Source organism: Pseudomonas sp. ES1, assembly GCF_050586605.1.
Classification (GTDB): domain Bacteria; phylum Pseudomonadota; class Gammaproteobacteria; order Pseudomonadales; family Pseudomonadaceae; genus Aquipseudomonas; species Aquipseudomonas sichuanensis.
Genome location: NZ_JBOBDM010000062.1, coordinates 1 through 25,023 on the forward strand (window position 1 = coordinate 1; position 25,023 = coordinate 25,023).

20 protein-coding genes and 1 tRNA gene are annotated in these 25,023 nt (G+C 65.3%); 9 read left to right on the plus strand and 12 right to left on the minus strand.

Annotation, left to right across the window (positions count from 1 at the left end; all coding sequences use genetic code 11):
- Positions 1–107: 107 nt before the first annotated feature.
- From mksF to mksB, 3 genes are read right to left on the minus strand one after another with little or no spacing between them, the layout of a single operon-like run.
- On the minus strand, positions 108–2,939 hold the full coding sequence (mksF, locus tag ACQ4N9_RS21995; RefSeq protein ID WP_347149369.1) for an Mks condensin complex protein MksF: 2,832 nt from the start codon (positions 2,937–2,939) through the stop codon (positions 108–110).
- Positions 2,936–3,643: an Mks condensin complex protein MksE gene (gene mksE / locus ACQ4N9_RS22000; protein WP_390970171.1), complete on the minus strand. Its 708-nt coding sequence runs from the start codon at positions 3,641–3,643 to the stop codon at positions 2,936–2,938. The genes mksF and mksE overlap by 4 nt, the downstream gene beginning before the upstream one ends.
- Entirely contained in the window at positions 3,633–4,922 is a 1,290-nt protein-coding gene (gene mksB / locus ACQ4N9_RS22005) for an Mks condensin complex protein MksB (protein WP_390970168.1), read from the minus strand. Before mksB ends, mksE begins: the two co-directional genes overlap by 11 nt.
- 283 nt (positions 4,923–5,205) lie before the next feature.
- On the opposite strand from mksB, the gene ACQ4N9_RS22010 reads away from it, so the two are divergent.
- Both ACQ4N9_RS22010 and rimI read left to right on the plus strand, forming a co-directional pair.
- Positions 5,206–5,991 (plus strand): energy transducer TonB, encoded by a 786-nt coding sequence (locus tag ACQ4N9_RS22010; protein ID WP_390970166.1) that lies wholly within the window; start codon positions 5,206–5,208, stop codon positions 5,989–5,991.
- Positions 5,988–6,443, plus strand: a complete 456-nt coding sequence (gene rimI, locus ACQ4N9_RS22015) for a ribosomal protein S18-alanine N-acetyltransferase (protein ID WP_110996186.1) — start codon at positions 5,988–5,990, stop codon at positions 6,441–6,443. The genes ACQ4N9_RS22010 and rimI overlap by 4 nt, the downstream gene beginning before the upstream one ends.
- Before the next feature lie 202 nt (positions 6,444–6,645).
- Here the strand turns inward: rimI and ACQ4N9_RS22020 are convergent, their stop codons facing one another.
- Together ACQ4N9_RS22020 and ACQ4N9_RS22025 are read right to left on the minus strand one after the other, a co-directional pair.
- Entirely contained in the window at positions 6,646–7,161 is a 516-nt protein-coding gene (locus ACQ4N9_RS22020) for a hypothetical protein (RefSeq protein ID WP_390970164.1), read from the minus strand.
- Positions 7,162–7,290: 129 nt separating this feature from the next.
- Positions 7,291–8,457 carry a hypothetical protein gene (locus tag ACQ4N9_RS22025; protein ID WP_430933719.1) on the minus strand — a complete coding sequence of 389 codons (1,167 nt, stop codon included), beginning with the start codon at positions 8,455–8,457 and terminating at the stop codon, positions 7,291–7,293.
- Between the two features lie 66 nt (positions 8,458–8,523).
- Here ACQ4N9_RS22025 and ACQ4N9_RS22030 point away from each other — a divergent pair, with 66 nt between their 5' ends.
- The gene (locus ACQ4N9_RS22030; protein WP_390970160.1) at positions 8,524–9,108 is read left to right on the plus strand and encodes a D-Ala-D-Ala carboxypeptidase family metallohydrolase; all 585 of its coding nucleotides are present in this window, start codon (positions 8,524–8,526) and stop codon (positions 9,106–9,108) included.
- Here ACQ4N9_RS22030 and ACQ4N9_RS22035 read toward each other — a convergent pair.
- Positions 9,048–9,953 carry a LysR substrate-binding domain-containing protein gene (locus tag ACQ4N9_RS22035; RefSeq protein WP_390970158.1) on the minus strand — a complete coding sequence of 302 codons (906 nt, stop codon included), beginning with the start codon at positions 9,951–9,953 and terminating at the stop codon, positions 9,048–9,050. The genes ACQ4N9_RS22030 and ACQ4N9_RS22035 overlap by 61 nt on opposite strands.
- Positions 9,954–10,136: 183 nt before the next feature.
- Between ACQ4N9_RS22035 and ACQ4N9_RS22040 the strand changes: the two genes are divergently transcribed.
- The gene (locus ACQ4N9_RS22040; RefSeq protein WP_390970156.1) at positions 10,137–10,754 is read left to right on the plus strand and encodes a LysE family translocator; all 618 of its coding nucleotides are present in this window, start codon (positions 10,137–10,139) and stop codon (positions 10,752–10,754) included.
- Positions 10,755–10,808: 54 nt separating this feature from the next.
- On the opposite strand, the gene ACQ4N9_RS22045 is transcribed toward ACQ4N9_RS22040, so the two are convergent.
- Both ACQ4N9_RS22045 and ACQ4N9_RS22050 read right to left on the minus strand, forming a co-directional pair.
- Positions 10,809–10,885: transfer RNA gene (locus tag ACQ4N9_RS22045), tRNA-Met, on the minus strand.
- 96 nt (positions 10,886–10,981) lie between these two features.
- Positions 10,982–11,914: a FecR family protein gene (locus ACQ4N9_RS22050; RefSeq protein ID WP_390970154.1), complete on the minus strand. Its 933-nt coding sequence runs from the start codon at positions 11,912–11,914 to the stop codon at positions 10,982–10,984.
- A gap of 197 nt (positions 11,915–12,111) precedes the next feature.
- Between ACQ4N9_RS22050 and ACQ4N9_RS22055 the strand changes: the two genes are divergently transcribed.
- Complete coding sequence (locus ACQ4N9_RS22055) at positions 12,112–13,326, plus strand: MFS transporter (RefSeq protein WP_390970152.1); 1,215 nt, start codon at positions 12,112–12,114, stop codon at positions 13,324–13,326.
- A gap of 406 nt (positions 13,327–13,732) precedes the next feature.
- On the plus strand, positions 13,733–14,890 hold the full coding sequence (locus ACQ4N9_RS22060; protein ID WP_110995660.1) for an MFS transporter: 1,158 nt from the start codon (positions 13,733–13,735) through the stop codon (positions 14,888–14,890).
- Positions 14,891–14,995: 105 nt separating this feature from the next.
- Here the strand turns inward: ACQ4N9_RS22060 and ACQ4N9_RS22065 are convergent, their stop codons facing one another.
- The 3 genes from ACQ4N9_RS22065 to ACQ4N9_RS22075 form a co-directional block, all read right to left on the minus strand.
- Positions 14,996–17,470, minus strand: coding sequence for a TonB-dependent siderophore receptor (locus ACQ4N9_RS22065; protein WP_390970149.1), 2,475 nt, complete (start codon positions 17,468–17,470; stop codon positions 14,996–14,998).
- A 96-nt stretch (positions 17,471–17,566) separates the two neighbouring features.
- Entirely contained in the window at positions 17,567–18,523 is a 957-nt protein-coding gene (locus tag ACQ4N9_RS22070; RefSeq protein WP_390970147.1) for a FecR domain-containing protein, read from the minus strand.
- Positions 18,510–19,025 (minus strand): sigma-70 family RNA polymerase sigma factor, encoded by a 516-nt coding sequence (locus ACQ4N9_RS22075; RefSeq protein WP_390970145.1) that lies wholly within the window; start codon positions 19,023–19,025, stop codon positions 18,510–18,512. The genes ACQ4N9_RS22070 and ACQ4N9_RS22075 overlap by 14 nt, the downstream gene beginning before the upstream one ends.
- A gap of 168 nt (positions 19,026–19,193) precedes the next feature.
- Here ACQ4N9_RS22075 and ACQ4N9_RS22080 point away from each other — a divergent pair, with 168 nt between their 5' ends.
- The 3 genes from ACQ4N9_RS22080 to ACQ4N9_RS22090 all read left to right on the plus strand — a co-directional run bounded on the left by ACQ4N9_RS22080 (position 19,194) and on the right by ACQ4N9_RS22090 (position 23,504).
- Positions 19,194–19,820, plus strand: a complete 627-nt coding sequence (locus ACQ4N9_RS22080) for a DNA-3-methyladenine glycosylase family protein (protein WP_390970143.1) — start codon at positions 19,194–19,196, stop codon at positions 19,818–19,820.
- A gap of 168 nt (positions 19,821–19,988) precedes the next feature.
- Positions 19,989–21,047: a bifunctional DNA-binding transcriptional regulator/O6-methylguanine-DNA methyltransferase Ada gene (gene ada / locus ACQ4N9_RS22085; RefSeq protein ID WP_390970141.1), complete on the plus strand. Its 1,059-nt coding sequence runs from the start codon at positions 19,989–19,991 to the stop codon at positions 21,045–21,047.
- 54 nt (positions 21,048–21,101) lie between these two features.
- Positions 21,102–23,504: a DUF3772 domain-containing protein gene (locus tag ACQ4N9_RS22090; protein ID WP_390970138.1), complete on the plus strand. Its 2,403-nt coding sequence runs from the start codon at positions 21,102–21,104 to the stop codon at positions 23,502–23,504.
- 152 nt (positions 23,505–23,656) lie between these two features.
- Here ACQ4N9_RS22090 and ACQ4N9_RS22095 read toward each other — a convergent pair whose 3' ends face one another.
- A complete protein-coding gene (locus ACQ4N9_RS22095; protein ID WP_390970136.1) occupies positions 23,657–24,874 on the minus strand; it encodes a DUF3422 domain-containing protein in 1,218 nt (405 codons plus the stop codon).
- Between the last annotated feature and the right edge of the window lie 149 nt (positions 24,875–25,023).

Consider the following 25,023-nt stretch of genomic DNA (forward strand, 5'->3'; position numbering starts at 1 on the left):
GCTCCGCCCTCGTTCGCGGGTAAACCCGCTCCCACAGGTACTGCATCAATCCTGTGGGAGCGGGTTTACCCGCGAAAGGGCCGCAAAGCGGCCCCAGTACACAGATTTCAGGCCAGTTCCTCGGCCTCATCCTCACGCACAATGGCCTTCACCTCATCGCGACGGCTGATGTACTTCCAGTCCGCCTCGTCGATGTAGATGCCATTCGGCCCGCTCCCGCCTTCCAGATCGATCGCCACCCGTGCCGACACTTGCGGCTTCACGCTCGCTAGGATCGGCACGAAGCCCAGCTGCTGGCTGGTTTCCAGCAGCGCGGCCTGGTTGCGTTCGTCGATGTCCGCGGCCTCGTCCAGGTAGTACGGCAGGCGAATGCGCCCGGCCAGGTCGCGGTCCATCAGGTGCAGCAACAGGTACATGTTGGTCAGCGCCTTGATGGTCATGGTGGTGCCGTTGGAAGCGGCGCCGTCGATGTCGGCGTGAATCACCGGCTGGCTGTTGATCTTGGTGATCTCGAACGCCAGTTCGAACAGGTCCTTCAGGCCCAGCTGGTTGTGGTTGGCCGCCACCAGCCGCGCCAGGTATTCCTTGGCCTCTTCGTTCTTGTGATCCTGGTCGCTGTTCTGGGTCAGGTCGAACACCGACAGGGTCTCTCCTTCCTCGTACTGGCCGGCGCTGTGGATGATCTGGTCGATGTGCTTGAGCGCTTCCTTGTTCGGCGCCAACACCACGCGGAAGCTCTCCAGGTTGGAAACCTGGCGTTTGTTGATTTCGCGGTTGAACAGCGCCAGCTGGTGTTCCAGGCTGTCGTAGTCGCTGCGGATGTTGCGCAGGGTCCGGGCGATGTCGGTGACCGCCGCGCGGCGCGCCTTGGCCAGGGTCAGTGCTTCCTCGGTGCGGTGCGAGTAGGCGTTGATCAGCAGCTGCAGGCGGCGCTCCATGTCGTCTTCGCTGTCGAACTTGGCCACGCCCTTGAGGCGCACCTGGGCGTACAGCGCCTCGATCTGGTTGTCCACGCGCTGCAGCGCCTGCCAGCTGTCCTGGTAGTCGTTGAGCAGCGGCAGCAGGTTGTCCATGGAGTCGTCGATCGCTTCCATGAATGGCGTGCCGAAGGGCAGGTCGGCCGGCAGCAACTGGCGACGGCGCAGGGCGTCCTCCAGGGTGCGCTGCTTGGCTTCCAGGTCGGCGATCTGCCGGCCTACCAACTGCAGCTTGGCGGAGAGCTGCTGGACGCGTTCGGTGAAGGCGTCGCTGGAGCGCTTGAGCTCGTCCTGGGCCGCTTCCAGCTGGCTCAGTTGCTCCATCTTCTCCGGCTCTTCGGCGGCCAGGGTCTCGGCGCGGCGGAAATCTTCCAGGGCCTTCTGCGCATCCAGCACCTGCTGGTACAGCGCTTCGGTCTGTGCCTTGCTGGCGGCGCGGTCGAGGGCCACGGCCTGCTGGGTCTTGAGCTGCTTGAGCTCTTTATCCAGGCGTTCTTTCTGGTCGCGCAGGGCGGCGCGGTCGGCCAGGGCCTGCAGCGCGGGCGGGTCGATGTGCGAGATATCGATGGACAGGCCCGGCACTTCGAAGCGCTCGCCCTTGAAGCGCTCAAGCACGCCTTCCAGGGTCTTGACCCAGACATCGCTGTCATCCAGTTCGATGCCGCGTTCGCCCAGCGGCAGGCTGAACAGCGCGCCGTTGAACAGGCGCATCAGGCGGTCGACGTCCTGCTGGGAGAACTCTTCGCGCAGGCGGGCGTAGCTGTTGTTGTCGGCGTGGTCGAGTTGCAGCTTGACCGCTTTCACGCGTTTCTCGAGGTCACGCACGCGCTCGTCGAGGTCTTCGGCGGAGAACTGCCGCGACTGGGCCAGGGCGCCGGCCAGTTCGTCGTGGGCATCCTTGGCGGCCAGCAGTTGCTGTTCCAGGGTCTTGACGTCGGTGACCAGGGCGAAGCGGTGCTTGAGCACCGACAGCTCACCCAGCCAACGCTGGATGCCGGTGATCTCGCGCTCCAGGCGCATCAGCTCCTGGGTGCCGCCGCGTTGGTCGTTCTGCAGGCGGTCCTGCTCGCCGCGGTAGTGCTCGGACTGGATGACCAGCTCTTCCTTGCGCGCCATGGCGTACTCCTGCCAGGTGCCCAGCAGGTTGTCGAGCAGGGGCGAAATGCGGTGCAGCTTGCCGCGCAGGATGTCGCGCTGGGCCACGCCGCCGGCCAGGGCCTCGACCAGTGGGCCCGCGGCCACCAGGGCGTTGTAGTCGCCCTCCATGCGGCGCACATCGCGGAAGGCCTCTTCACAGGCGGCGATGTAGTCGACGCTGCCCGAGCGCAGGCTATGTTCGAAGGCGTCGAGGAACAGCTGCTTGAGCTTGGCCGCGGTGATCTCGCGCATGTGCAGCAGGTTGATGAACAGCGCGCGGAAGGTCTTCAGGCTCTGCTCGCTGGTCGAACGCAGCGGGATCAGGGTGAGGTCCAGCGGCACCGAGGTGTGGCCGCCGACCAGCAGCCGACGCAGTTCGTCCGGCTTGAGTTCGTAGGCTTTCAGGCCGTTGCGCTCGAGGTTGGTGAACAGCTCTTTCTGGCGCAGGCAGGTGTCGTCTTTCTGGTAATGGGCCAGGTCCAGCTCGCCCTGGTAGGCGAAGAACTGGTGGCCGAAGCCGCCGCCCGGGCCGCGGCCGACCACGCCGATCACATGCGGGCCGTGGGGCAGGTTCAGCTCGCAAAGGATGTAGCTGGTGTCACTGGCGAAGTAGAAGCGGCGCGACTGTTCCAGGCTGTACTTGCCGAAGCTCATGTCCGACATGCGCGCCAGGATCGGGAACTGCAGGGCGTTGATCGACGCCGATTTACCCAGGTTGTTGGCGCCATAGACCGATAGCGGGTGTTCCAGGGGGAACAGGCCGAGGCTGTAACCGGCGGTGTTGAGCAGTGCGAAGCGGCGGATGCCGTAGCGTTCCTGGCTCATGCGTCAATCTCCTGTTGCTCTTCGCGGATGGCCCGGGCCAGGGCGTCCTCTTCGCTCTCCTGGCCGTCGAACGGCGTGAGGTCGAGCGGGTCGTCGGTGCGGTTGAGTTCTTCGGGCGTCTCTTCCACCACCAGTACCGGGATCGGCAGTGGCAGGTCGCTGTGCAGGGTGGCGGCGAGGTCGCGGTCCTGCTGCACCGACAGGCACACGTCGAGGAAGCGGTGCATCGGCGGCAGGAAGCGGTAGATGCCACCTTCTTCGTGGGCGAAACCGAGTTGGGTCATGCGGCGCAGGATCTTCTCTTCCAGCTCTTCGACGGTCTGCACTTCGGCCTGGAAGAACAGGTCGCGGTACTTGTCCAGCAGCGACGGCAATTCGTCGCGGCCCATGCTGCCGCCGTCGAGCACGGCCATCGGGTCACGGCCCTGGTCGGCCAGGTGCTCGACCAGAATGAAGGTGAACAGCGACAGGCGCTGGGCGGTCTTGTTGACCTGCGCGGCGGCCTGCTCGGGGACGAAGTAGTAGAAACCGCGGGTGTCGCAGACCAGTTCGAAACCGAGGGCCTTGAACAGGGTGCGGTACTGGTCCTGGAAATTCGACAGCTGGGCGTACAGCTCCGGGTCGCGGCGGCTGACGTGGAAGCCCTTGAACAGCTCGCGGAAGATCGGCGCGAGCTGGGACAGTTCGGAAAGATCAAGATGCATGGGCGGGGCTCGCGGTGGATTCGGTCGTGGTGGCCGGCTTGTTTTCGCGGCTGGACGTCAGGGCGAAGGAGCGCAGGCTGACCAGGTGTTCGCGGGTGATGTATTCCTGGCGGTCGAGGCGCTGGCGGGCGAAGCGCTTCTCGCGCGACAGGCGCGAGAACCAGTACAGCAGTTCGTCGGTGGCGCCCTCGGGTTCCTGCTCCAGTAGCCAGACCATCAGGTCCGGCAGCGGCAGGGCCTCCTCGCAGCGCTCGAGCATCTCCTTGACCGTGCGCGGGGCGCGGGGCAGCGGGCCCTTATGGGTCTTGTGCGCTTTCGGGAAGCGCGCAGGCTTGGGCTCGAAACGGGCCAGGGCATAGACATAGGCTTCGACCTGGCTGGCACTGCCCAGGAAGGTGCTCTGCGGGCGGGTGAACATCGGCATGGCCGCTTGCGGCACGGCGTCGATGCCCTTCTTGCGGATCACCGACAAGGCCAGCGCGGCGCCACGGGTCACGGCGTTGTGCCGGCGGGCTTCTTCGCGCAGCGGCAGCAGCAGTTCGCGGGCGTGGCGCAGGGTGAGCTGGGCGCTGGTCTGCATCTCGAGGATGCGCGCGTGGGTGCGCAGCAGCATGTCGTCGTCGACCAGGTGGCCCAGGCGCGCCTGCTCGCCCAGGAGGCGCAGCAGCACGGTCTCGACCTTGCGCACGCCCTGCTCGAAGGCGCCGTCGGCGTTGACCAGCTGGATCATCGGTTCGACGTATTCGTCCCAGGTTGCCAGCACTTCGGCGTAACGCTGGCGCAGCGGGATCTGCCGGTTGCTGGTCTTGGCCCGTTCGGCCACGGCTACCAGCGCCTGCTCGTCGTTGTCGAGTTTCTTCAGCACGTCGCGCACGCGCATGTCGAGCAAGCGCAGTTGGCGCGCCAGGTCGTCGCTGTCGCGGTTGTCGAAGGCGTCCTGGATATGCCCGGCCAGGCGCTCCAGGTGGCGCAGGTAGGCTTCGATTTCCAGGCACAGGCCCAGCCGGTGCTCGCGGCGCAGGTAGGCGAGGAAGTCGTGGATCTGCGCGTTGAGCTCGAAACGGTTCGGGCTCTTGGCCACCGGGACCAGGATGTCCAGGCGGATCCACACGTCGAGCAGCTGGGTGATGTCCTGCGGCGTGCTCTCCACCTGTTGGCGGGCCAACTGCTGGCGCAGTTCGACCAGGCTCAGGGTGCCCTGGTCGAAGCGCTCGCACAGCGGCTCGATCAAGGCCCAGTGTTCGGCTAGGGCGCGCAGGACGCGCTTGGGTTCGATCATTGGCGGGTCGACTCGTTGCCAAATAAAAGGGGCGATTGTACTGCATACGGGGGGGAGGATTTCACCCCTTGGTCTGCAATGGGGGATAACCTTTGTACATGTAGGGGATTCACTGGCCCTTTCGCAGGGCAAGCCCGCTGCTACGGGCCCCGCGAAACCTGCAGGAGCGGGCTTGCCCCGCGAAAGGGCCGTCACAGGTGACAAAAATCCGCCGACCAGTTGCGGCACAGCCCGGCCAACAACGTTAGAATGTGCGACGTTTCGAACCCCGGACCCCCGAGCCTTGCTGACCGAACCCCGCCGCCGCGCCTACCTTTCCGCCATGCAAGTGGTGCATTGGCTGCCGCGTGCCGAACTGCCGTTCGCCGCGCCGTCGCGCCCGGAACTGCTGTTGCCGGTGGCGCCGGTCGAAGACATCGACTTCGAGGTGCGGCCGTCGGCACCCGCGACCCGGGAAGCGCCGGTGGCGCCCCAGCCGCGCGCAGAGCGGCCGAAAATCGAGATTCCGCGCCCTGGCAGCATGCCGAAACCGGTCGCCAAGCCGGTCGAAGTCGAGGTAGAGGCCCCCGCGCCGCGCCGCGCCCCGGTGCCACCACCGCGCTTTGCCCTGCAGTTGCTGCGCGCTGGCAGCTGCCTGCTGCTGGTGGAGCTGGCCACCGGTCAACCCTTCCAGAGCCGCGACCCGTCGTACCTGCTGCTCAAGGACATGCTGCGCGCCGCCGGCCTGCCGGACGCCCCGCAGATCATCGGCGAGCCGGTGCGTTGGCCACTGCTGATGCGCGGCAACATGGATCAAGGGCCGGACGCCGCCCGCGACTTCGTCCAGGGCTTCATCGCCGCACGCCTGGAAGAGGCGCCCAGCAGTTGCCTGTGGCTGATCGGCCTGCCTGCCATTCGCTTCGCCGGCCAGGCCGACGCCGAGGCCTATTACCAAGAACTCAAGGTCGACCTGCTCGGCGATGCCTGGGCCTTGCCCGGCCTTGAACTGTTGATGGACGAGCCGCAGCGCAAGGCGGACGTCTGGAAAGCCATGCGCCAGCTGATGGCGCGCTGGAAGAGCGTTGAATGAGTGAGTCGATCAGTTTCCGCCCGATGACCGAGGCGGATCTGGATGCCGTGTTGAAGATCGAATACGCAGCCTTCAGCCACCCCTGGACCCGCGGCATCTTCCAGGATGCGCTGAAGTCGTACGAAGTGTGGCTGATGTTCGATGGTCAGCAGCAGGTCGGCCATGGCGTGATCAACGTGATCATCGACGAGGCGCACCTGCTCAATATCACCGTCAAGCCAGAGAGCCAGGGCCGTGGCATGGGCCTGCGCCTGCTCGAGCACCTGATGGCACGGGCCTACCAGCTCAATGGCCGTGAGTGCTTCCTCGAAGTGCGTGCCAGCAACCAGTCGGCCTATCGGCTGTACGAGCGTTACGGCTTCAACGAAATCGGCCGGCGGCGCGACTACTACCCGGTGGCGGGTGGGCGTGAAGATGCGCTGGTGATGGCCTGTACCCTGCTGGAAGACTGACTGGCGTGTAGCCCGTCAGGCGGGTTTGCAAAACGGGCTGAGCGCACATAGGATGAACCCCGACTACGAAGACAGCAGAAAATTTGTCGGCGGTGCTGCGTAGACCCTGGCAGCCAGGGTCATATGAAGGGAATTCGCAGGCGCATGGGTTGTTCCGCTTCAGTGCGGAAGACTTGCCTTCGAGGCCGTCCTTCCTCCGTAGTCATGAAATATTCCGAATCTTGGCCTCCGTCGCGTGATACGCCGTGACGGGGGCCAAGTACGTTTTACCTCCCTCGCTACAGACTTTCACGACGGCCACGGCGTAGTAGCTACCTGTGCCGATCATCACCTTGCGGCCCGTGTTGAACAGGATGCCTTGGGCATGCTTGGGCTTGTTGAGCCCGACTTGGCTGTAGGCGCTATAGGCGCTGACTAGAATCTGCAAGGTCTCCTGCGCAGTGCATCGGTCCTTCGTTGCCCTCGCGTGCAAAGGATGTGCGATGGCTTGTAGATCGACTCGAATACCTCGGCACTGTGGCGTCGGCCAGCTCATTTGTTTGCAGATACGACGAATACGGTCGAATTGCTTTTTGGTCAGCAGGTAAGTGAACTCGGCTGCCTGCTGTGCTTGATGCAGAGAAACGCCTGCGTCCTGCAGGGCGACTACCTGGTCCAGCAATCTGCTGAATGCCTCGGCGAGGCTTTCGTCTCCCAATTGGGTAGGCGTTTTGTGCATGGCCGACTTCCTGTCGTTTGCAAAAACGAAGAAACCGGCACAAGGCCGGTTTCTTCACCCCGATAGCCAATGAAACGAGTCATTGTGGGGCTGTGCGCAGGACGGATTATGTCGTGTGCAAGAGGGGCATCAAAGCGCCGAGTCCACCCCATTCGTTTCCAAAGGTTTACGCAAATCCCGCAAACTGCGCGTCACCGTTCCGGTATTGCACTTGGCTGCCGCCTGCTCCGGCGTCATGTTGCGGATGGTGCGGTAGAACAGCTCGCAGGTCTGCTTCTTCTGGGTTACCTGCCACTTGGTGCTGCAAGCATCCAGGGTGAGCTTGGCGTCGGCCTGCGGGTTGCGGCCCATGCCGGCCTGCCAGCAGGCGGCGGAGAGGTCCTGGCCCATCATCTTCAGGCCGGCGGCGTCGGCCTTGTCCTGGTCGCCGCCGTAGCTTTTCGGGTCGGCGGCGTACCAGATAGCGCTGGGGTGGTTGGCGCCCAGCACGGGCACCTTGGTGCCATCGGCTTCGGGGGTGATGCTGACCAGGCCCAGCACGTTCACCTTCGGCCCGTACTGCTGCTGGATCCAGGCGCGCACCGGTGCGCCGAAGGCGACCATCGGCAGCGCTTGGCCGGCATGGGTGACGGTCATCTGTTTGACCATGCTCACCTGGTAGTCGTGGAAATAGTCGTAGACCCCTTCGAGGGCCTTGCCGGCATCGGACGGCGCGGCGATCGGCGCGATATCGACGATGGTCTGGTAGGCCGGGGTCTGGCTGGCGTCGATGCCGTTGTAGGTGAGCAGGTCTGCCCAGCGGTCGGTGGTGTTGGACTTCAGGTAGTCCTGGTAGCGGGTCAGCGAGTAGTCCGGCGGGAAGTGCAGCAGCTCGATGCTGCGGCGGTTCTCCAGGGCCATGCCCAGCGGCAGGAACAGGTACCAGTTGTAGTCCCAGCCGCCTTTCTGGTTGAGGCGGGTGGCGCCTTGGTAGGCCAGCTCACCGCTGTCGAGCAGCTTGCGCAAAGGCTCGGTATAGCCGCTCGGCACGCCCGTGATGCTGGCGTGCAACTTGTGATTGTCGCGGCTCACCGTGACCTTGGCGTTGGCATAGCCGTCGCGTTGCACGCTCTGGGTGAGGTAGTGCTCGACGGTTTTTTCCAAGGTCCAGTCGCGGTAGCAGATCACGTTGCAGTTGTTGGGGTAGGCGAACAGCCGAGTGACACGCTGGGTGTCGCCCAGGTCTATCTGCGCGTCGGCCAGTGCCAGGCCGCTGAAGGCGAGGGCGGCCAGGCCCGATAGAGCAATCTTGTGCATGCTTAACTCCATGTCAGTGGCCGCCAGGACGGCGGGCGCGCCCATGGTGGATGAAGAGGTGGGGCGATGAAAAGCGGCAAGGCATGGCTATTGGCGGGGGCGCTTTCCTGCATGGGCGTAGCCCAGGCCGACGAGCGCGATGTGTGGATGTTCGCCCAATGGGCGGGGGATCACGAAAACCGCAGGTTCCGGGAAATGCTGGTGGATGCGCGGTTGTACGGGGTGGTGCCGATCCATCAGCTGCTGCGCTCGGCCTCGGACTGGCGCCAGTGCCGCGCCTCGCCGTTCGCGGTGCCGCCGGCGAGCCACTGGCCGGCGGTGCGCTCGACGCTGTCACTGATCAAGACGCTGGATGAGCAGGGCATCCTGCGCCAGTTCGAGGTGGTCTCGGCCTATCGCGATCCGAGCCTCAATGCCTGTGCCGGCGGTGCGCCGAGCAGTGCCCATATGCGCGCCTTCGCCGTAGACCTGCTGCTGCCGGCCTGGGCCGACCCTAATCCGTTGTGCCAGTTCTGGCAGCAGCATGGAGAAGCCTGGAGCATGGGGCTGGGTCGTTATCCGTCAGGGCGTATCCATATCGATACCGCCGGTTACCGCACCTGGGGCGGTGATGGTGGTGCCGGGTCATCGTTCTGCAGCAAGCCGAGGTGAGCCAGGTGCGCCTGGCATTCGGCGCCGACCCACTGCGCGAAGCGCTGGCGCTTGCTGCCGTCGTCCAAAGGGTGCGGGCTGAGCAGATGGTAGCTGGAGCCGTCGCGCAGGAAGCCGAAGGGCGCTTGTAGCTGGCCGTTGTCCAGCTCGTCGCCGACCATCAGCGCCGAGGCCATGGCCAGCCCCAAGCCGGCGCTGGCAGCCTGGATCGACAGGTAGAAGTGTTCGAAGTCGCTGCGCTCCTGGTGTTCGGCAGGGTGGCCGCTCAGGCGCAGCCAGGTCGACCAGGCATCCGGGCGCGTCTTGCTGTGGAGCAGGCGCTGGCCTTCGAAGCCCGCGGCGGCCACCGGGCCGATCCATTCATCGCAGATCTTCAGGCTGTGCAGCCGGCGGTCCCAGTGGAAGTCGTCCCGGCGCAGGGCCATGTCCACGCCTGCGCGGGCGAAATCCACCGGGCCGCCCGCCGCCACCAGGTGCAGTTGCAGGTCAGGGTGCGCGGTGTGCAAGCGCGGCAGGCGCGGGATCAGCCAGCGCATGGCGATGGTCGGTTCGCAGGAGACCACCAGCACGTTATCGTCGGTTTGCTGCTGCAGGCGCTGCACAGTGCCTTCCAGTTGCTCGAAGATCGCTTGGGTGGTGCCATGCAGCTCGCGGCCGGCGCGGGTCAGGAACACCGCTCGGTTGCGCCGCTCGAACAGCTCTACCCCAAGGCTTTCCTCCAGCAGGCGTACCTGACGGCTGACGGCGCCGTGGGTGACGTGCAGTTGCTCGGCGGCGCGCACGAAGCTTTCGCTGCGGGCGGCGAGGTCGAAGTATCGAAAGGCTGTCAGTGGGGGCAGTTTCATGTGCTGTCCTGTGCCGGCGCTATCGCGGGGCAAGCCCGCTCCCACGAAGTGCAGCATCCGGTCGACTCAATGCTAATAGGTGAGAAAAACTAGCAGATTAATGTCACTTTAAATCGATTTTTACTCGTTCAAGGCAACAGGATAATCCCATCTTCTGTGAACTTTCATCGAGGAAACCTGTTCGTGAACGAACTTATCGCCGTCGCTCTCTTCACCCTTCTGGCCGTCATCAGCCCGGGCGCCGACTTCGCCATGGTCACCCGCAGCAGTTATGCACAGGGCCGCAAGTCAGGCCTGGCTGCTGCGCTGGGTATCGCCCTGGGGGTGCAGGTGCATGTGCTGTACACCGTGCTCGGTATCGCCGTGATCATCAGCCACAGCCCGGTGCTGTTCCTGGCGATGAAGGTGGTGGGGGCGGCTTACCTGGTGTACCTGGGCTACAAGTCGCTGACCAATACCACGCGCATCACCCTGGGAGCTGTGCAGGATGGCGGTGACGACGGTGTGATCAAGGCGCTGCGCACGGGCTTTCTCACCAATGCGCTCAACCCCAAGACCATGCTCTTCGTGGTCAGTGCCTACACCCAGGTGGTTCAGCCTGGCAGCCCGCTGGCGCTGGACTTCGCCTATGGGGCGTTCATGTCGCTCGCGCACTGGGCGTGGTTCAGCCTGGTGGCGATATTCTTCTCCAGTGCAGGACTGCGAGCTGCGATGATCGAGCGCCAGCGCATCGTCGATCGAGTGATCGGCGTGGCTTTGATCGGCCTTGGGTTGGCCGTCGTGGTGGCGGGGGTGAGGTAGCTTTTTCGCGGGCAAAGAAAAAGGGCTTATCTTTCGATAAGCCCTTTTAAAAGGTGGTGGCTACACAGGGACTTGAACCCCGGACCCCAGCATTATGAATGCTATGCTCTAACCAACTGAGCTATGTAGCCAACTTGGCGCGCATTATTAGCTCGAATCGCAATCCTGTCAACAACGTTTTTAAAAAAAATTGCCAACCTTTCAAAAACTTAGCCGGGAAGCTCGCTTCAACGGACGATCAGCCCTTGGCCAAGCACGTTGTACAGGCGCAGTTGCTGGTCGCGGGCAAGCTGTTCCAGGCTCAGCAAAGGGTGATCAAGGTCGAAATTGCCACTCACCCGCCGCTGGCCGGTCTCTTCATCCAGTAGCCACACGCGTTGCCCCTGATAGGCCGCCAGGCGTTCAAGCACCTCGGCCAGGGGTCTTTGGCTAACCTGCAAACGGCCACTGCGCCAGGCACCGGCGGCCTTGCCGTCGATCTTCTCCACCGGGTTGATGTAGCTGTCGGTGAAGGTCACCCGCTCCCCGGCACTGACCATGCGCTGGTCGCCGCCCAGCAGGACGGCGGCCTTGCCACTCGATACCAGCAGTTCGTCATGGTCGCTGTAGCGAGTAATCTGCAGGCGGGTGCCGAACACCTGGATACGTGCATCGTCCACCTGCACTTCCAGGGCCCGGCCATCGAGCATCACTTCCAGGGATATCTGGCCCTGCACCAGGTGCAGTCGGCGGGTGCGATCGCGCAAGTCGACGTTGATCGCGCTGGCGCTGTCCAGGTGCAGGGTCGAGCCATCGGCCAGGCGCACGCTGCGCCGTTCGCCACTGCCGGTGTGCAGCTCGCTGGCCAGGCGCTGCATGTGTGGCCAGAAGAGCCACGCCAGGGTCGCCAGCAGCAGCAGGAACATCAACCCCAGATACAACCCGCTGCGGCTGCGGCGGGCATTGGCGACCCGCGGCCGTGGCCGGGCAGCCGGCACCTGCAGTTGCTGCCAGTAAGCTTCGAGCTGGGCATAGGCCCGGGCATTGAGTGGGTCCTGGCACCAGAGGGCGAAGGCCTGACGCAGCGCGTCGTCACAGCCGGGCTGGCGCAGGCGAGCGAACCAGTCCAAGGCTTCCTGCTCGGGGTCGGGCTGTGGCTGCAAGGCGGGCATCGGGCTCATGGGAGGGTTCTATTCGCAAGGGCAGGGCGGTTTTGCCCAGCGTTTACGGGAGGTGAGGCCTGAGGATGCTAAATATATTGAGAACCATTTACAAGTACGTTACGTCAGGAAGCGCTCCTGGAAAAAATAAAAAGGTAGCTTCGTATCTATTTGTTTCATGATAATCGGATCCCATCCTGCGCACGGACATCCAGCCCATGGCCACCAGCAGCACCCAAACCGCCAGCGCCAGCAGCACGGCCAGCCAGGCCAACCCGCTGGTGATGCGCATCATCACCTTCTGCGCCCTGGCGCACCTGATCAACGACCTGATCCAGTCGGTGCTACCGGCCATCTACCCGATGCTCAAGGCCAACTACGACCTGAGCTTCGCCCAGATCGGCCTGATTACCCTGACCTTCCAGGTCACCGCCTCGCTGCTGCAGCCCTGGGTGGGTTTCTTCACCGACAAGCGGCCGACGCCGAACCTGCTGCCCCTGGGCACCCTGTGCACCCTGGTGGGCATCGTCATGCTGGCGTTCGTCGGCAGCTTCCCGATGATCCTGCTGGCCTCGGCGCTGGTGGGCATCGGCTCGTCGACCTTCCACCCGGAAACCTCGCGCATTGCCCGGCTGGCCTCGGGCGGGCGCTTCGGCCTGGCCCAGTCGACCTTCCAGGTCGGCGGCAACGCCGGTTCCGCGTTCGGCCCGCTGCTGGCGGCGGCCATCGTCATCCCGTTTGGCCAGAGCCACGTGGCCTGGTTTGGCGTGGCCGGGCTGCTGTTCTTCGCCGTCACCCTGATGCTGCGCCGCTGGTACAAGGAACACCTCAACCAGGCCAAGGCGCGCAAGGCGGTGCAGGCCACCCATGGCATCTCGCGCCAACGGGTGATGATGGCGCTGCTGGTGCTGGGCCTGCTGGTGTTCTCCAAGTACTTCTACATGGCCAGCTTCACCAGCTACTTCACCTTCTACCTGATCGAGAAGTTCCAGCTGTCTGTGGCCAGCTCCCAACTGCACCTGTTCCTGTTCCTTGGCGCGGTGGCCGCCGGCACCTTCTTCGGCGGGCCGATCGGCGACCGTATCGGGCGCAAGGCGGTGATCTGGTTCTCGATCCTGGGCGTGGCGCCGTTCACCCTGGCGCTGCCCTATGCCGACCTGTTCTGGACTACCGTGCTCAGCGTGGTGATCGGCTTCATCCTCGCCTCGGCGTTCTCGGCGATCGTGGTGTATGCCCAGGAACTGGTGCCGGGCAATGTCGGGATGATCGCCGGGATCTTCTTCGGCTTGATGTTCGGCTTCGGCGGCATCGGCGCGGCGCTGCTGGGGTACGTGGCCGACCTGCGTGGCATCGAGTATGTGTACGGGGTGTGCTCGTACTTGCCGTTGTTCGGGTTGTTGGCGGTGTTCCTGCCGTCTACCGGTAAACGCTGAAAGCCATCGCGGGGCAAGCCCGCTCCCACGACGATCGACTTCCACGGCGTGGGAGCGGGCTTGCCCCGCGATTGACGGAACGACCACCCCTGGCCTAGAGTGCCGCCTCCATTCTTCCACCTGCGTAGTTCAAGCGATGCGCCGTACCGATGTCTTCAGCTCCCCCCGCCAGCCTGTCGCCCCGACAGCGCGCCGCGCGTGGCCGAGCGACACGGTGCTCAAGCGTCGGCGCAGCGTGCTGTTTGCCTTCACCTTCTCGCCACACCTTGCCCTGAACTGATTCACGCCCCTGCGTTGCGCGCCTTACCCGGCGTGACGGCGGGCGTTTGCGTTCGATCATTTTTCAGTGGATTCAACTGCCGGCCAGGGCCATAGCCCCTGCGCGCCGGCGGGCAAGGAGTGGTACATGAACATGCGTTTGTTGGCGGGCCTGTTGTTCGCCGTGTCGGTGGTGGGTTTCAGCCTTGGGGCGAGCCTGCCGCTGGTGTCGTTGCGCCTGCACGAGGCCGGGGCGGGAACCCTGGAGATCGGCATCATTTCGGCGATCCCCGCGGCGGGCATGATGCTCTCGGCGTTCATGGTCGATGCCTGCTGCAAACACCTGACTCGGCGCACCATCTACCTGCTCAGCTTCAGCCTGTGCACCCTGAGCATCGCCCTGCTGGAGTGGGCCTTCGACTCGATGCTGTGGCTGGCGCTGCTGCGCCTGGGCCTGGGCATCGGCATGGGCATCGCGATCATCCTCGGCGAGTCGTGGGTCAACGAGCTGTGCCCGGACCACAACCGCGGCAAGATCATGGCCCTGTACGCCACCAGCTTCACCGGCTTCCAGGTGCTGGGCCCGGCGCTGCTGGCGCTGCTCGGCGCCGACAGCCCGTGGCTCACCTACATCGTCACCGCCTGCTATGGCCTGGCCCTGCTGTGCATCCTGTTCACCGTGCCCAACGACCATGTCGAACACGAGGAAGGCGAGAAGAGCTTCGGCCTGGCCGGCTTCTTCCGCGTCGCCCCGGCGCTGTGCATGGCGGTGCTGTTCTTCTCGTTCTTCGATGCCGTGGTGCTGTCGCTGCTGCCGGTGTATGCCACCAGCCATGGTTTTGCCGTGGGCGTGGCGGCGTTGATGGTGACCGTGGTGTTCGCCGGCGACATGATTTTCCAGTTGCCCCTGGGCTGGCTGGCCGACCGGGTCGAGCGTACCGGGCTGCACCTGGTGTGCGGGCTGGTGGCGATGAGCATCGGCATCGGCTTGCCGTGGCTGCTGCAGATGACCTGGCTGCTGTGGCCGCTGCTGGTGGTGCTGGGCGCCGTGGCGGGGGGCATCTATACCCTGGCGCTGGTGCTGATCGGCCAGCGCTTCAAAGGGCAGGACCTGGTCACGGCCAATGCCAGTGTCGGCTTGCTGTGGGGCGTGGGTAGCCTGGTCGGGCCGCTGGTCAGTGGCGCGGCGATGGATGTGGCGCCCCATGGCTTGCCCATGGCGCTGGCGCTGATGGCCGGGCTGTTCGTGTGCTTTGCCCGGCAGGCGTATCGGCGGGTGGGGCGGTTGGAGGCAGTGGCGGACTGATCCTCTTGTGCCGGCCTCTTCGCGGCTGAAGCCGCTCCCACAGGATATGCGCAGGCCCTGTGGGAGCGGCTTTAGCCGCGAATACGATCGCTCAGGCAGCGCAAGTCAGAATGTACCGCGCAAGGTCACCGACACATTGCGCGGATCACCCCAGTAATACCCGGTCGGCGTCGGCGCCACCTGGCGGTAGTACTTCTTGTCGAACAGGTTATTGGCGTTCAACTGCAGCGAATAGTTGTCGTTGAAGCGGTAGTTGACCATCGCGTTGTACACCGCATAGCCCGACTGCGCGGCCTCGGCGGTGCCGCTGCGGTTGTAGATGTCGCTTTGCGCCTGCACCCCGCCACCCACGGTCCAGGCCTGCAGCTCGCCCGGCAGGCGGTAGCTGGTGAACAGGCGCAACAGGCGCTTGGGGTCGGTGGTGCGGATCGGGTTGCCGTTGTTGCCCGTGGTGTCCTTCAGGTATTCGGTGGTGTTGTAGGTGTAGCCACCGCTGAGGTTCCAGCCTGGCAGCACTTCGCCGGAGATCTCCAGCTCGAAGCCCTGGCTGCGGTTCTTGCCCGCGGCCACCTTGCAGTAGCCGCTGGTGTAGTTGGGCAGGCACGGGTTGGGGCCGCTGAGGTCGTCCAGCGCGTTGCCCACCTGGTAGATGCGGAAGAACGCCAGCGAGGTGTTCAGGCGCCCGTCGTAGAACTCGCCCTTGATCCCGGTCTCGTAGGCTTCGCCGGTCACAGGTTCGAGCACCGAGCCTGCGGCGTCGGTGTTGGTCTGCGGGTTGAAGATCTCGGTGTAGCTGGCGTAGGTGCTGAAGTTGTCGTTCAGGTCGTAGATCAGCGCGGCGTACGGCACGATCTTGTTGTCGACGCTGAATTTGCCATTGGCCTTGCTGTTGTTTTCCTGCTCGTAGTCATACCAGTTGGCGCGCGCGCCGATGATCGCGGTGAGCGGATCGGCCAGGGAGATGCGCCAGGTGGCGTAGGCCCCTTCCTGGGTGGTGCGGGTGCGCACCGGGTGGGCGGTGATGTTGATGTCGGGGTTGGCCAGGCTGGTTTTCGGGTCCCAGGTGCGGGTATCGAACACCCCGGAGGTCACGAAGTTGGTGGCTGAGGCATAGGAGTCGTTGCGGATGCGCTCCACGCCGAGCATCAGCTCGTGGCTGCGCCCGAGCAGGTCGAACGGGCCGTTGAGCGTGGCGCTTAGGTTGTTCTGCAGGCTCTCGCCGCCATCGCCCTCGGTGACCTGGTAGTTCATCAGGTAAGGGTTGCGGCTGGGGTTGGCGGCCCCGGTGGCGCGGGTGAAGTAGGTCTGCTTGAAGCCGTTGTCGTCCAGCTCGAAGTGGGTGCGCTGGGCCATCAGCTTGAGGGTCCAGTCGTTGTCGAAACGGTGCTCGAGCTCGGCGAACGTCTGCAGGTTGCTGCGGTTCCAGCGGTTCCAGTCGGCGCCCAGGTAGGTGCTGCGGCCAAACGGCAATGGCGAGCCGTCGTAGTCGGCGGGCAGGTTGCCCCAGGCGCCCGTGGCGTCGAGCTGGGTCCATTCAAGGCCGGTGGTCAGGGTGGTGCTGTCGTTCAGGTCGAACGCCATCACCCCGTACAGCACGTCCTTGCGCTCCTGGCGCGACGCCTGGAAGTGGTCTTTCTCGTCGTGCACCGCGATCACCCGGCCGCGCACGTTGCCGGTCTCGGTTAGCGGCCCGGAGATATCGGCGACATAGCGCTGGGCATCCCAGGTGCCCAGGGTGACACTGCCTTCGCCCTGGAATTCGTAGGTAGGGCGCTTGCGCACCAGGTTGACGGTGCCCGACGGGTTGCCGGCGCCACGCAGCATGCCGGTGGCGCCCCGCAGGATCTCGGCGCGGTCGATGATCGCCGAGTCGCTCTGGATGAACGAACCGCCGCCGCTGCTCTGCACCACGGTAGCGCCGTCGTACTGGATCGCGTCGATCGCATAACCGCGGGCGAAGTACTGCACCCGCTCGCTGTCGGTGAGGTTGACCACCACCCCCGGGGTCTGCTCCAGCAGGTTGGTGAGGTTGGTGATGTTCTGATCGTCGATACGCTGGCGGGTGACCACGGTGACCGACTGTGGGGTGTGGCGGATGCTCTGTGGGGCCTTGCCGATGGTCACCGCGCCGGTGGTGTAGGAACCGCTGTGCTCGGTGGTTTCACCCAGGCGGTTGCTGGAGATGCTGGTGGCGCCCAACTGCAAGGCATCACCGGCGTCCAGGGCAGGGATCAGCAAGAAACTCTGCTCGCTTTGCTGCTGCATCTGCACGTCACTGCCATGCAGCAGGATCTGCAGGGCCTGGGCATTGTCATAGTGGCCGCGCACGCCGTTGGTGGTCCTGCCCTTCAGGCTGTCGGCGTCGAACGACAGGTTAAGCCCGCCCTGGCGCGCCATCTGGTCCAGCGCGACGGCCAGCGGGCCGGCCGGGATGTTCCAGTCGCGTTGCTGGCTCTGGCTGGCCGGCGCGGCGCTGGCCTGTACCGGCAGCAGGCCGACGGTGGCCAGGCCAAGGCCGAGGGCGGCGCCGCGTATGGCGTTGCGCAGGGTGTCGTTGCGGGGGGCACACGGGCGAATCATGAAGCGCTCCTGAAGGTTGTGAAGACCACTTTGCGGGCTTTGCTCCTTCAGGCCGGACGAGAATGAGATTTCACCTCATTTATTTTCACGATTTTTTCACGCGGCATCGATGCTCACCCAGTAACGCGTGCGGTAGTCGATGCGCACCGGCAGGTTGCGCGCGATCAGCAGCAGGATCTGATCGGTATCGGCCAGTTGGTAGGTGCCGGACACCTTCAACTCGGCCACCGTCGGCGCGCAGCGCAGCAGGCCCGGGCGGTAGCGCGACAGTTCGGCGACGAACTCGCCCAGCGGCATCTGCTGCACGCTGAGCACGCCATCGGTCCAGCCCCACGGGTCGCCGTGCAGCCTGGCCGGTTGATAGCTGCCCGCCGCCAGCACCTGCACCACCTCACCGGGTTTGACCTGATGGGCTGCGGCAGAGCCGGGGAACAGCGTCACGTCGCCCCGCCGTACTGCCAGCAGCAGGCCCCGGGCGTTCTCGCGCAGCAGCAGTTGGCCGCCCTGGGTGGCCAGGGCGGCCAAGGGGGTGGCGATACGGAACGGGCGATTGTCGCTGCCATTGCTGTCCAGGCTGACCTCGCCACGTACCAGTGTCAGCTGGCGCAGGTCGGCGCTGTAGCGCAGGTCGATGGCGCTGGCGGTGTTGAGGCGGATGCGGCTGCCGTCGCTGCCCTGCAGCTCGCGGCGCTCACCCGTGGCGGTGCTGCTGTCGGCCAGCAGTGCCGGTAGTCCCAGCGGCTCGCGCGCCGCCCAGCCAAGCGTGCCACCCAGCGCCAGTACCGACAGCAGCTTCAGGTGGTCACGACGGTTCATGCGTTGACGCTCGCTGCCTTCCAGGGTGCGACGGCTCAACTCCCCGGGCAGGCTGGCCAGTTCGTCACTCAGTTCGCTGACCCGCCGCCAGGCCTCGGCATGTTGCGGGTGGCTGGCCAGCCACAGCTGGAACTGTTGCTGGGTACGCGGGCCGGGGCTGTCGTAGCGCAGCTTCACCAGCCAGTCGATGGCCTGGTCGACCTGGGCTTGGGTGGGGTGCTGGTCAGAGGTCGGCATAGCGCAACCGATAGCAGACGCCCAGGGCCTTGGCCAGGTCGCGCTCGACCGTGGCCCGCGACACGTCCAGGCGCAGGGCGATCTGGGCCAGGGGCAGGCCGTCGAGCTGGGCCATGAGGAAGGCCTGGCGCGCGCGGGGTTTGAGGCTGTGCAGGGCGCTGTCGAGGCGTTCGAGGGTGTCGAGGATGACCAGGCGCTGTTCTTCGCTGGGCGCTTGCAGCTCCGGCAGGTTGGCCAGGCTTTCGAGGTAGGCTTTTTCCAGGGCGCGGCGGCGGAACTGGTCGATCATCAGGCCACGGGCAATGCTGCTCAAGTAGGCGCGCGGCGCTTTCAGCGGTGAACCCTGGCGCGCCTTGAGCAGGCGCACGAAGGTGTCCTGGGCGAGGTCGGCGGCGTTGTCCCGGCAACCGGTGCGGGCGCTGAGCCAGTTGCGCAACCAGCTGTGGTGATTGCGATAGAGCAGATCGACTTCGGCCGGTTGCAGCGTGTCAGGGATCTGCATCGTCTGGAGAGCCTTGCCCGGTTAATGTGATTGTGAATTGTTCTCAATTCTATGCGGGGCACGGCAGACAGATCAATGGTATGCCAACGATTCAATGCGCAAGATTGAGCGTTTCGCCGATGAGCGGTTGCGCTAGGCTGAAGTCTTTCAGCCTGTTCGAGCCCCCCGATGATCCTTGCAGACCTTACGCCCCGTGCCTTCACGGCCGCCGCCGAGTTTCTGGCTGGGCAGGATCCGGACTGGTCGCGGCACATTGCCGCAACCGGCCCCTGCCTGCATGCCGCCACCCCAGGGCGTGAACCCTATGAAGCGCTGGTGCGGGCAATTGCCTACCAGCAGCTGCATGCGCGGGCGGCAGAGGCGATTCTTGGGCGATTGCTGGCGTTGTTTCCCGGGCAGTGCTTTCCTGCGCCCGAGCAATTATTGCGGGTCACGCCGGAGGCGATGCGGGCCTGTGGTTTTTCCGCCAGCAAGGCCGCGACCCTGCAGGGCATCGCCCAGGCCAGCCTGGACGGCATCGTGCCCAGCCGCGACGAAGCGCTGACCCTGGCCGACGATGCACTGATCGCGCGCCTGGTAACGCTGCGCGGGGTGGGGCGCTGGACGGTGGAGATGCTGCTGATCTACAGCCTGGAGCGCTCGGATATCCTGCCGGTGGATGACTTTGGCGTGCGCGAGGGGTATCGGCGGATGAAGGGCCTGGAGAAGGCGCCGACGCCTGCGCGGATGCGGGTGTTGGGAGAAGTGTGGAGCCCGTACCGGACGGTGGCGGCCTGGTATCTGTGGCGCGCATGACTGGCTATCGGCCCTATCGCGGGGCAAGCCCGCTCCCACGCCAGATCTCGATCTTTCGTGGGAGCGGGCTTGCCCCGCGATGAGGCCGGTGTAATCACCGCAAGAATCGGAGTTCGCCGCTCCGCCTGTCCAGGCAAGGTAACTGCAGCGAATCAAAGGAGCGACGCCATGATCCTCGTCCCCAGCTACACCACCGACGCCGAGCGCTGGCACGCCGTGCAAACCCGCGACAGCGCAGCCACCGGCCACTTCGTCTACGCCGTGCGCACCACCGGCGTGTACTGCCAGCCGGCCTGCTCGTCGCGCCTGGCCAAACGCCAGAACGTCGAGTTCTTCAATGACGCCCGGCAAGCCGAGGTGGCCGGTTACCGTGCCTGCAAACGTTGTGCAGGTGGCACCCACGCAGTACGCCGCAGCGAAGTGGTGGCCCGCGCCTGCCGCCTGATCGAAGCCAGCGACACGGCACCCAACCTCGAGCAACTGGGCGCCGATCTGAACCTCAGCCCCTTTCATCTGCACCGCCTGTTCAAGGCCGAAACCGGTCTTACCCCCAAGGCCTATGCCTCAGCCTACCGCGCCCGACGCCTGCGCGAGGGGCTGGAAGCTGCCGGCAGTGTCACCGAAGCCATCTATGACGCCGGCTACAACTCCAACAGCCGCTTCTATGAAAGTGCCGCCGAGCGCCTGGGCATGCGCCCCCGTGAGTACCGGGCCGGCGGGCAGGGCGCGACCATCCGCTTTGCCCTCGCCCAGTGTTCACTGGGGGCGATCCTGGTGGCGCAGAGCGAGCGCGGTATCTGCGCGATCCTGTTGGGCGATGAACCCGAGCCGTTGCTCCAGGACCTGCAGGACAAATTCCCCAAGGCCCACCTGATCGGTGGCGATGACGCCTTCGAGCGCCTGGTCGCCGAGGTGATCGGCTTTGTCGAAGCCCCTGCGCTGGGCCTGGCGCTGCCATTGGATGTGCAGGGCACGGCGTTCCAGGAGCGGGTCTGGCAGGCCTTGCGCGAAGTGCCGGCGGGCAGCCGGGTCAGCTACACCGACATCGCCGAGCGCATCGGCGCGCCCAAGGCCGTGCGCGCCGTGGCCCAGGCCTGCGCGGCCAACACGATCGCGGTGGCCATCCCTTGCCACCGCGTGGTGCGCCGCGATGGCGACCTCAGCGGTTACCGTTGGGGGGTGGAACGCAAACGCCAGCTGCTGGCCCGAGAAACGGCACCCTCCTGAGCGGCCGGACCGCGTAGAATTCACGCCCTGTCGAGTTGTATAGAGGAACATTCGATGAGGCGTGTCAGCCTTGACCGATTCTATGTGGGGATTTTGGCCCTACTGCTGTGGGTGGCCGTACCCGCCTGGGCTGCCCCAGTCACCCCGGTGTCGCGGCTGGCCGTGGCCGAACAGCAGGTGCTGGACGAGAACGCTGGCCTGGAAGAGCTGAGCGAACGGCTCGACCAGATCCGCCAGGGCGTCACCAGCAACGCCAACGACGACCTGCTCGCGCAGTTGCGCCAGTCGGCTCTGCAAGTGCAGCGTCAGGCTGATGTACTGGTCACCGCGCGTACCGCTGATGTGCAGCGCCTGGACGACCAGCTCAATGTGCTTGGCCCGCCGATGCCGGAAGAGGCCGAGAGCCTGACCCGCCAGCGCAAGCAACTGACCGATCAGAAGAACGCGGTGCTTGCCGAGCAGAAGGACACCACCGCGCTGGCCCAGTCGGCCCGTGACCTGTCCACGCAGATCGTCAACCTGCGCCGCAGCCTGTTCAACTCGCAGATCACCAGCCGCGCCGCCAGCCCGCTGAGCCCGGCGTTCTGGTCGAGCCTGATTCGTCCCACCGATGACGACGTGGCCCGCCTGCGCGACCTGCGCGCAGAGGCTGCCGACGCCATGGCCAGCGCGTTCAGCGCCGAGCACCGTTGGTTGTTCATCAGCGCCCTGGTGGCCGCAGTGCTGGTCTGGACCCTGGTGCGCCGGGTGCTCGAACGGTTGCTGGCTGACGCCATGGTGCGCTGGCTGCCCGTAGGCCGGCTGCGCCGCAGCGCTCTGGCCGTGAGCGTCAGCCTGGCGACCCTGGGCACCATCTCCGGCTCGGTGTCGTTGCTGCGCTGGGGCCTGGAAAGCAGCGCGGAGCTGGGCACCGACCTGGCCAGCCTGACCAACCATGTCCTCGCCCTGGTGGTGTTCAGCGCCTTCATCTCGGGCCTGGGCCGCGCCATGCTGATGCTGCAGCGCCCGTCGTGGCGCCTGCCGCCGATTGCCGACGAGGTGGCCAGCGCCCTGGGCTGGTTCCCCAAGGTGCTGGCCCTGACGCTGATGGTGATGCTCACCATGGAACGCATCAACAGCGTGATCGGCACCAGCCTGGCGCTGACCCTGGCCACCAACGGCCTGACCGCGCTGGTGGTGTCGCTGCTGTTCGTGGCTGCGCTGGCGTGCTACCGCCGCGCCCGTCGCCAGCACGGCCTGGAACGCCCCAAAGGCCTGATCGGGCTGATCCCGTTCGTGATCGTGGTGTGGGTGGTGGCGATCCTGCTGACGCTGCTGGCCGGCTACCTGACGTTGGCCTACTTCCTCACCGCCAAGCTGCTGTGGATCAGCGTGGTCACCGTGTGTGCCTACCTGCTGGTCACGGTGTTCGGCGACCTCTGCGAAACCTTGCTTTCGCCACGCCAGCCCGGTGGCCTGGCGCTGGCTTCGGCGTTGGGCCTGCAACAGCGCCACCAGGCCCAGGCCAGCACCATCCTGGCCGGTATCGGCCGCACGGTGCTGCTGTTCGCCGCCGCCTTGCTGGTATTCATGCCTTCGGGTACCAGCCCGGGTGAGCTGCTGCTGAGCCTGGCCGACTGGGACGGCACCGGCGGCAAGGTGCTCGGCAACCTGAATATCGTGCCTCAGGACATCCTGATGGCCGTGGCCATCTTCATCGGTGGCTGGTTCGCCATTCGTGTGGTCAAGCGCTGGCTCAGCGATCGCCTGCTGCCCGAAACCGACATGGACGCCGGCATGCGTGCCTCCCTGGTGACCCTGGTGGGTTACCTGGGCTTCCTGTTCCTGGCCATGCTGGTGATGTCCACCCTGCACATCAACCTGACCAGCCTGACCTGGGTGGTCAGTGCGCTGTCGGTAGGTATCGGTTTCGGCCTGCAGCAGATCGTGCAGAACTTCATCTCCGGCCTGATCCTGCTGACCGAGCGCCCGGTGAAAGTGGGCGACTGGGTCAGCCTGGCGGGTGTGGAGGGTGATATCCGCCGCATCAACGTGCGCGCCACCGAGATCCAGATGTCCGACCGCTCGACGGTGATCGTGCCCAACTCGCAGTTCATTTCGCAGAACGTGCGCAACGTGACCATGGCCAATGCCCTCGGGGTGGTCGGCATCACCCTCACGTTGCCGCTGGAGACCGACCCGGCCAAGGTGCGCGAAGTGTTGCTGGCGGCCTACCACGAGCATGAGTCGATCCTCGATGCGCCGGCTTGTTCGGTGACGTTCAAGGACCTGACCAGCAGTGGCATGGTGATTGGCGTAAGCGGTTACGTGGCCTCGCCGCGGCAGGTGTCGAGCACCCGCAGCGACCTGCTGTTCACCATCCTCGGGCGCCTGCGCGATGAAGGCATCGCCCTGTCCTCGCAGCAGACCATGGTGCTGGTGCAGGAGAATGGCCGACCGGCCGACGAGCCAGCGTGATGCTGTGCAAGCAACTGCCTTGTGTTGCTTGTGCTGGCCTCATCGCTGGCAAGTCGCAGCGGCGAACCGCAGCTCCCACAGGATTGAGGTAAGCCCGGTCGAGGTGGGAGCCGGCTTGCCGGCGAAAGGGGCGCAAGGCGCCCCCTGGCCATTCAGTGCTGCTTGGCGCGCCTGATGCGCAGCAAGATCACCAGCAACACCAGCAGCACCGGCGGCGCCATCCCCAGCAACGCCTCCCGCGCCGCCAGCCCCGCGCCCAGCACATTCAGCCCGCCATACAGCAACTTGAACAGGTTCAGCAGGTAGTAGGTGATCGCAATGATCGACAAGCCTTCCACCGCCCGCTGGATCTTCACCTGGGCATCGGCCCGGGCATTGAGGCTTTGCAGGATCCCGGCATTCTGCTCTTCCATTTCCACCTGCACCCGCGCCTGCAACAGGTCGCCGAGGTTGGCCACGTTCTTCGCCAGTTGCTCCAGGCGCTGCTCGGTGGCCGCGCAGTAGCGCACGGTCGGCTTGAAGCGCCGCTCGATGAACACCCCCAGGCGCTGGCAATCACCCACATGGCTTTCGCGCAATTCGCCCAGGCGCTCGAACACCAGTTGCGCATAGGCCTGGGTGGCACCGAAGCGGTGGCGGGTCTTCACCGTGCGGCTGACCACCTGGCGCGACAGCAGGGCGATGGCTTCGAGCAACGCCTTGGAGTCATGCCCGGCGGCGCTGGCGCCGCGTTCGGACAGGCTCACCAGGGTCTTGTCGAAGGTGTCCAGCTCGTGGCTCAGGGTTTTCGCCGTGTCCAGGGTCAGCGAGGCCATCATGCGGTAGGTCTCGATCTCCAGCAGGCGGCGGATCATGCGGCCCTGGCGGTAAGCATTGAGGCGGCGGTTGATGAACAGGAAGCGGTTGCTGCCGTCGGCGGTCAGGCGGAAGTCGCTCCATACCGCGGCATCGCCGCCGCCGACGCAAGAACCGCAGGGGTCCTTGAAGCCGTAGCGAGTGAGGTCCAGGCCCTGTTCATCGCGCACCAGCACCTGCACCGCGTTGATCACCTGCGCCGCCTGCGGGGCGATGGCTTTGGCCAGCACTTCTGGCAGCGCCTGCCAGTCGCTGTCGCTGCTGGCGCAGGGCACGACCAGGGTCAGGGTGAAGAACTCGGTATGCCGCTCCCATTTGAACGGATGGCCGTCGAGCTGGGTGATGCCCTGGGCCGCGTACGGGTCGGGCGCTTCGGGGCAGCAGCGTTGCAGCAGCGACTGGCAGGCCGCGTCGCCGCCGAGCAGGGCGAGGTGGAAGACATGGGCCGGGCCGTCGAAATACAGCGACGGGCGGGCGTGCAGTTCATTGTGCAGGGCGGTGCGTTGAGGGTGCATGGAAGGCTGGCCTGGTGTTGTGGTTATGGGGCTACCAGGAGGTGGGACTTTGCGGGGCGGGGGAAAAGTCACGGGGGAGATGGATGATTGGGTGAGGGCTCCTAAGCGATGCGCCGCGTGGGCGGCGCTCGATCTCAAGAGCGCTGCAA

Bases quoted from the DNA above. Each gene is read 5' to 3' on its own strand.
- mksF (WP_347149369.1), bottom strand. From the start codon at position 2,939: ATGAGCCAGGAACGCTACGGCATCCGCCGCTTCGCACTGCTCAACACC.
- mksE (WP_390970171.1), bottom strand. From the start codon at position 3,643: ATGCATCTTGATCTTTCCGAACTGTCCCAGCTCGCGCCGATCTTCCGC.
- mksB (WP_390970168.1), bottom strand. From the start codon at position 4,922: ATGATCGAACCCAAGCGCGTCCTGCGCGCCCTAGCCGAACACTGGGCC.
- rimI (WP_110996186.1), top strand. From the start codon at position 5,988: ATGAGTGAGTCGATCAGTTTCCGCCCGATGACCGAGGCGGATCTGGAT.
- ACQ4N9_RS22020 (WP_390970164.1), bottom strand. From the start codon at position 7,161: ATGCACAAAACGCCTACCCAATTGGGAGACGAAAGCCTCGCCGAGGCA.
- ACQ4N9_RS22025 (WP_430933719.1), bottom strand. From the start codon at position 8,457: ATGCACAAGATTGCTCTATCGGGCCTGGCCGCCCTCGCCTTCAGCGGC.
- ACQ4N9_RS22030 (WP_390970160.1), top strand. From the start codon at position 8,524: ATGAAAAGCGGCAAGGCATGGCTATTGGCGGGGGCGCTTTCCTGCATG.
- ACQ4N9_RS22035 (WP_390970158.1), bottom strand. From the start codon at position 9,953: ATGAAACTGCCCCCACTGACAGCCTTTCGATACTTCGACCTCGCCGCC.
- ACQ4N9_RS22050 (WP_390970154.1), bottom strand. From the start codon at position 11,914: ATGAGCCCGATGCCCGCCTTGCAGCCACAGCCCGACCCCGAGCAGGAA.
- ACQ4N9_RS22055 (WP_390970152.1), top strand. From the start codon at position 12,112: ATGGCCACCAGCAGCACCCAAACCGCCAGCGCCAGCAGCACGGCCAGC.
- ACQ4N9_RS22060 (WP_110995660.1), top strand. From the start codon at position 13,733: ATGAACATGCGTTTGTTGGCGGGCCTGTTGTTCGCCGTGTCGGTGGTG.
- ACQ4N9_RS22065 (WP_390970149.1), bottom strand. From the start codon at position 17,470: ATGATTCGCCCGTGTGCCCCCCGCAACGACACCCTGCGCAACGCCATA.
- ACQ4N9_RS22070 (WP_390970147.1), bottom strand. From the start codon at position 18,523: ATGCCGACCTCTGACCAGCACCCCACCCAAGCCCAGGTCGACCAGGCC.
- ACQ4N9_RS22075 (WP_390970145.1), bottom strand. From the start codon at position 19,025: ATGCAGATCCCTGACACGCTGCAACCGGCCGAAGTCGATCTGCTCTAT.
- ACQ4N9_RS22080 (WP_390970143.1), top strand. From the start codon at position 19,194: ATGATCCTTGCAGACCTTACGCCCCGTGCCTTCACGGCCGCCGCCGAG.
- ada (WP_390970141.1), top strand. From the start codon at position 19,989: ATGATCCTCGTCCCCAGCTACACCACCGACGCCGAGCGCTGGCACGCC.
- ACQ4N9_RS22090 (WP_390970138.1), top strand. From the start codon at position 21,102: ATGAGGCGTGTCAGCCTTGACCGATTCTATGTGGGGATTTTGGCCCTA.
- ACQ4N9_RS22095 (WP_390970136.1), bottom strand. From the start codon at position 24,874: ATGCACCCTCAACGCACCGCCCTGCACAATGAACTGCACGCCCGCCCG.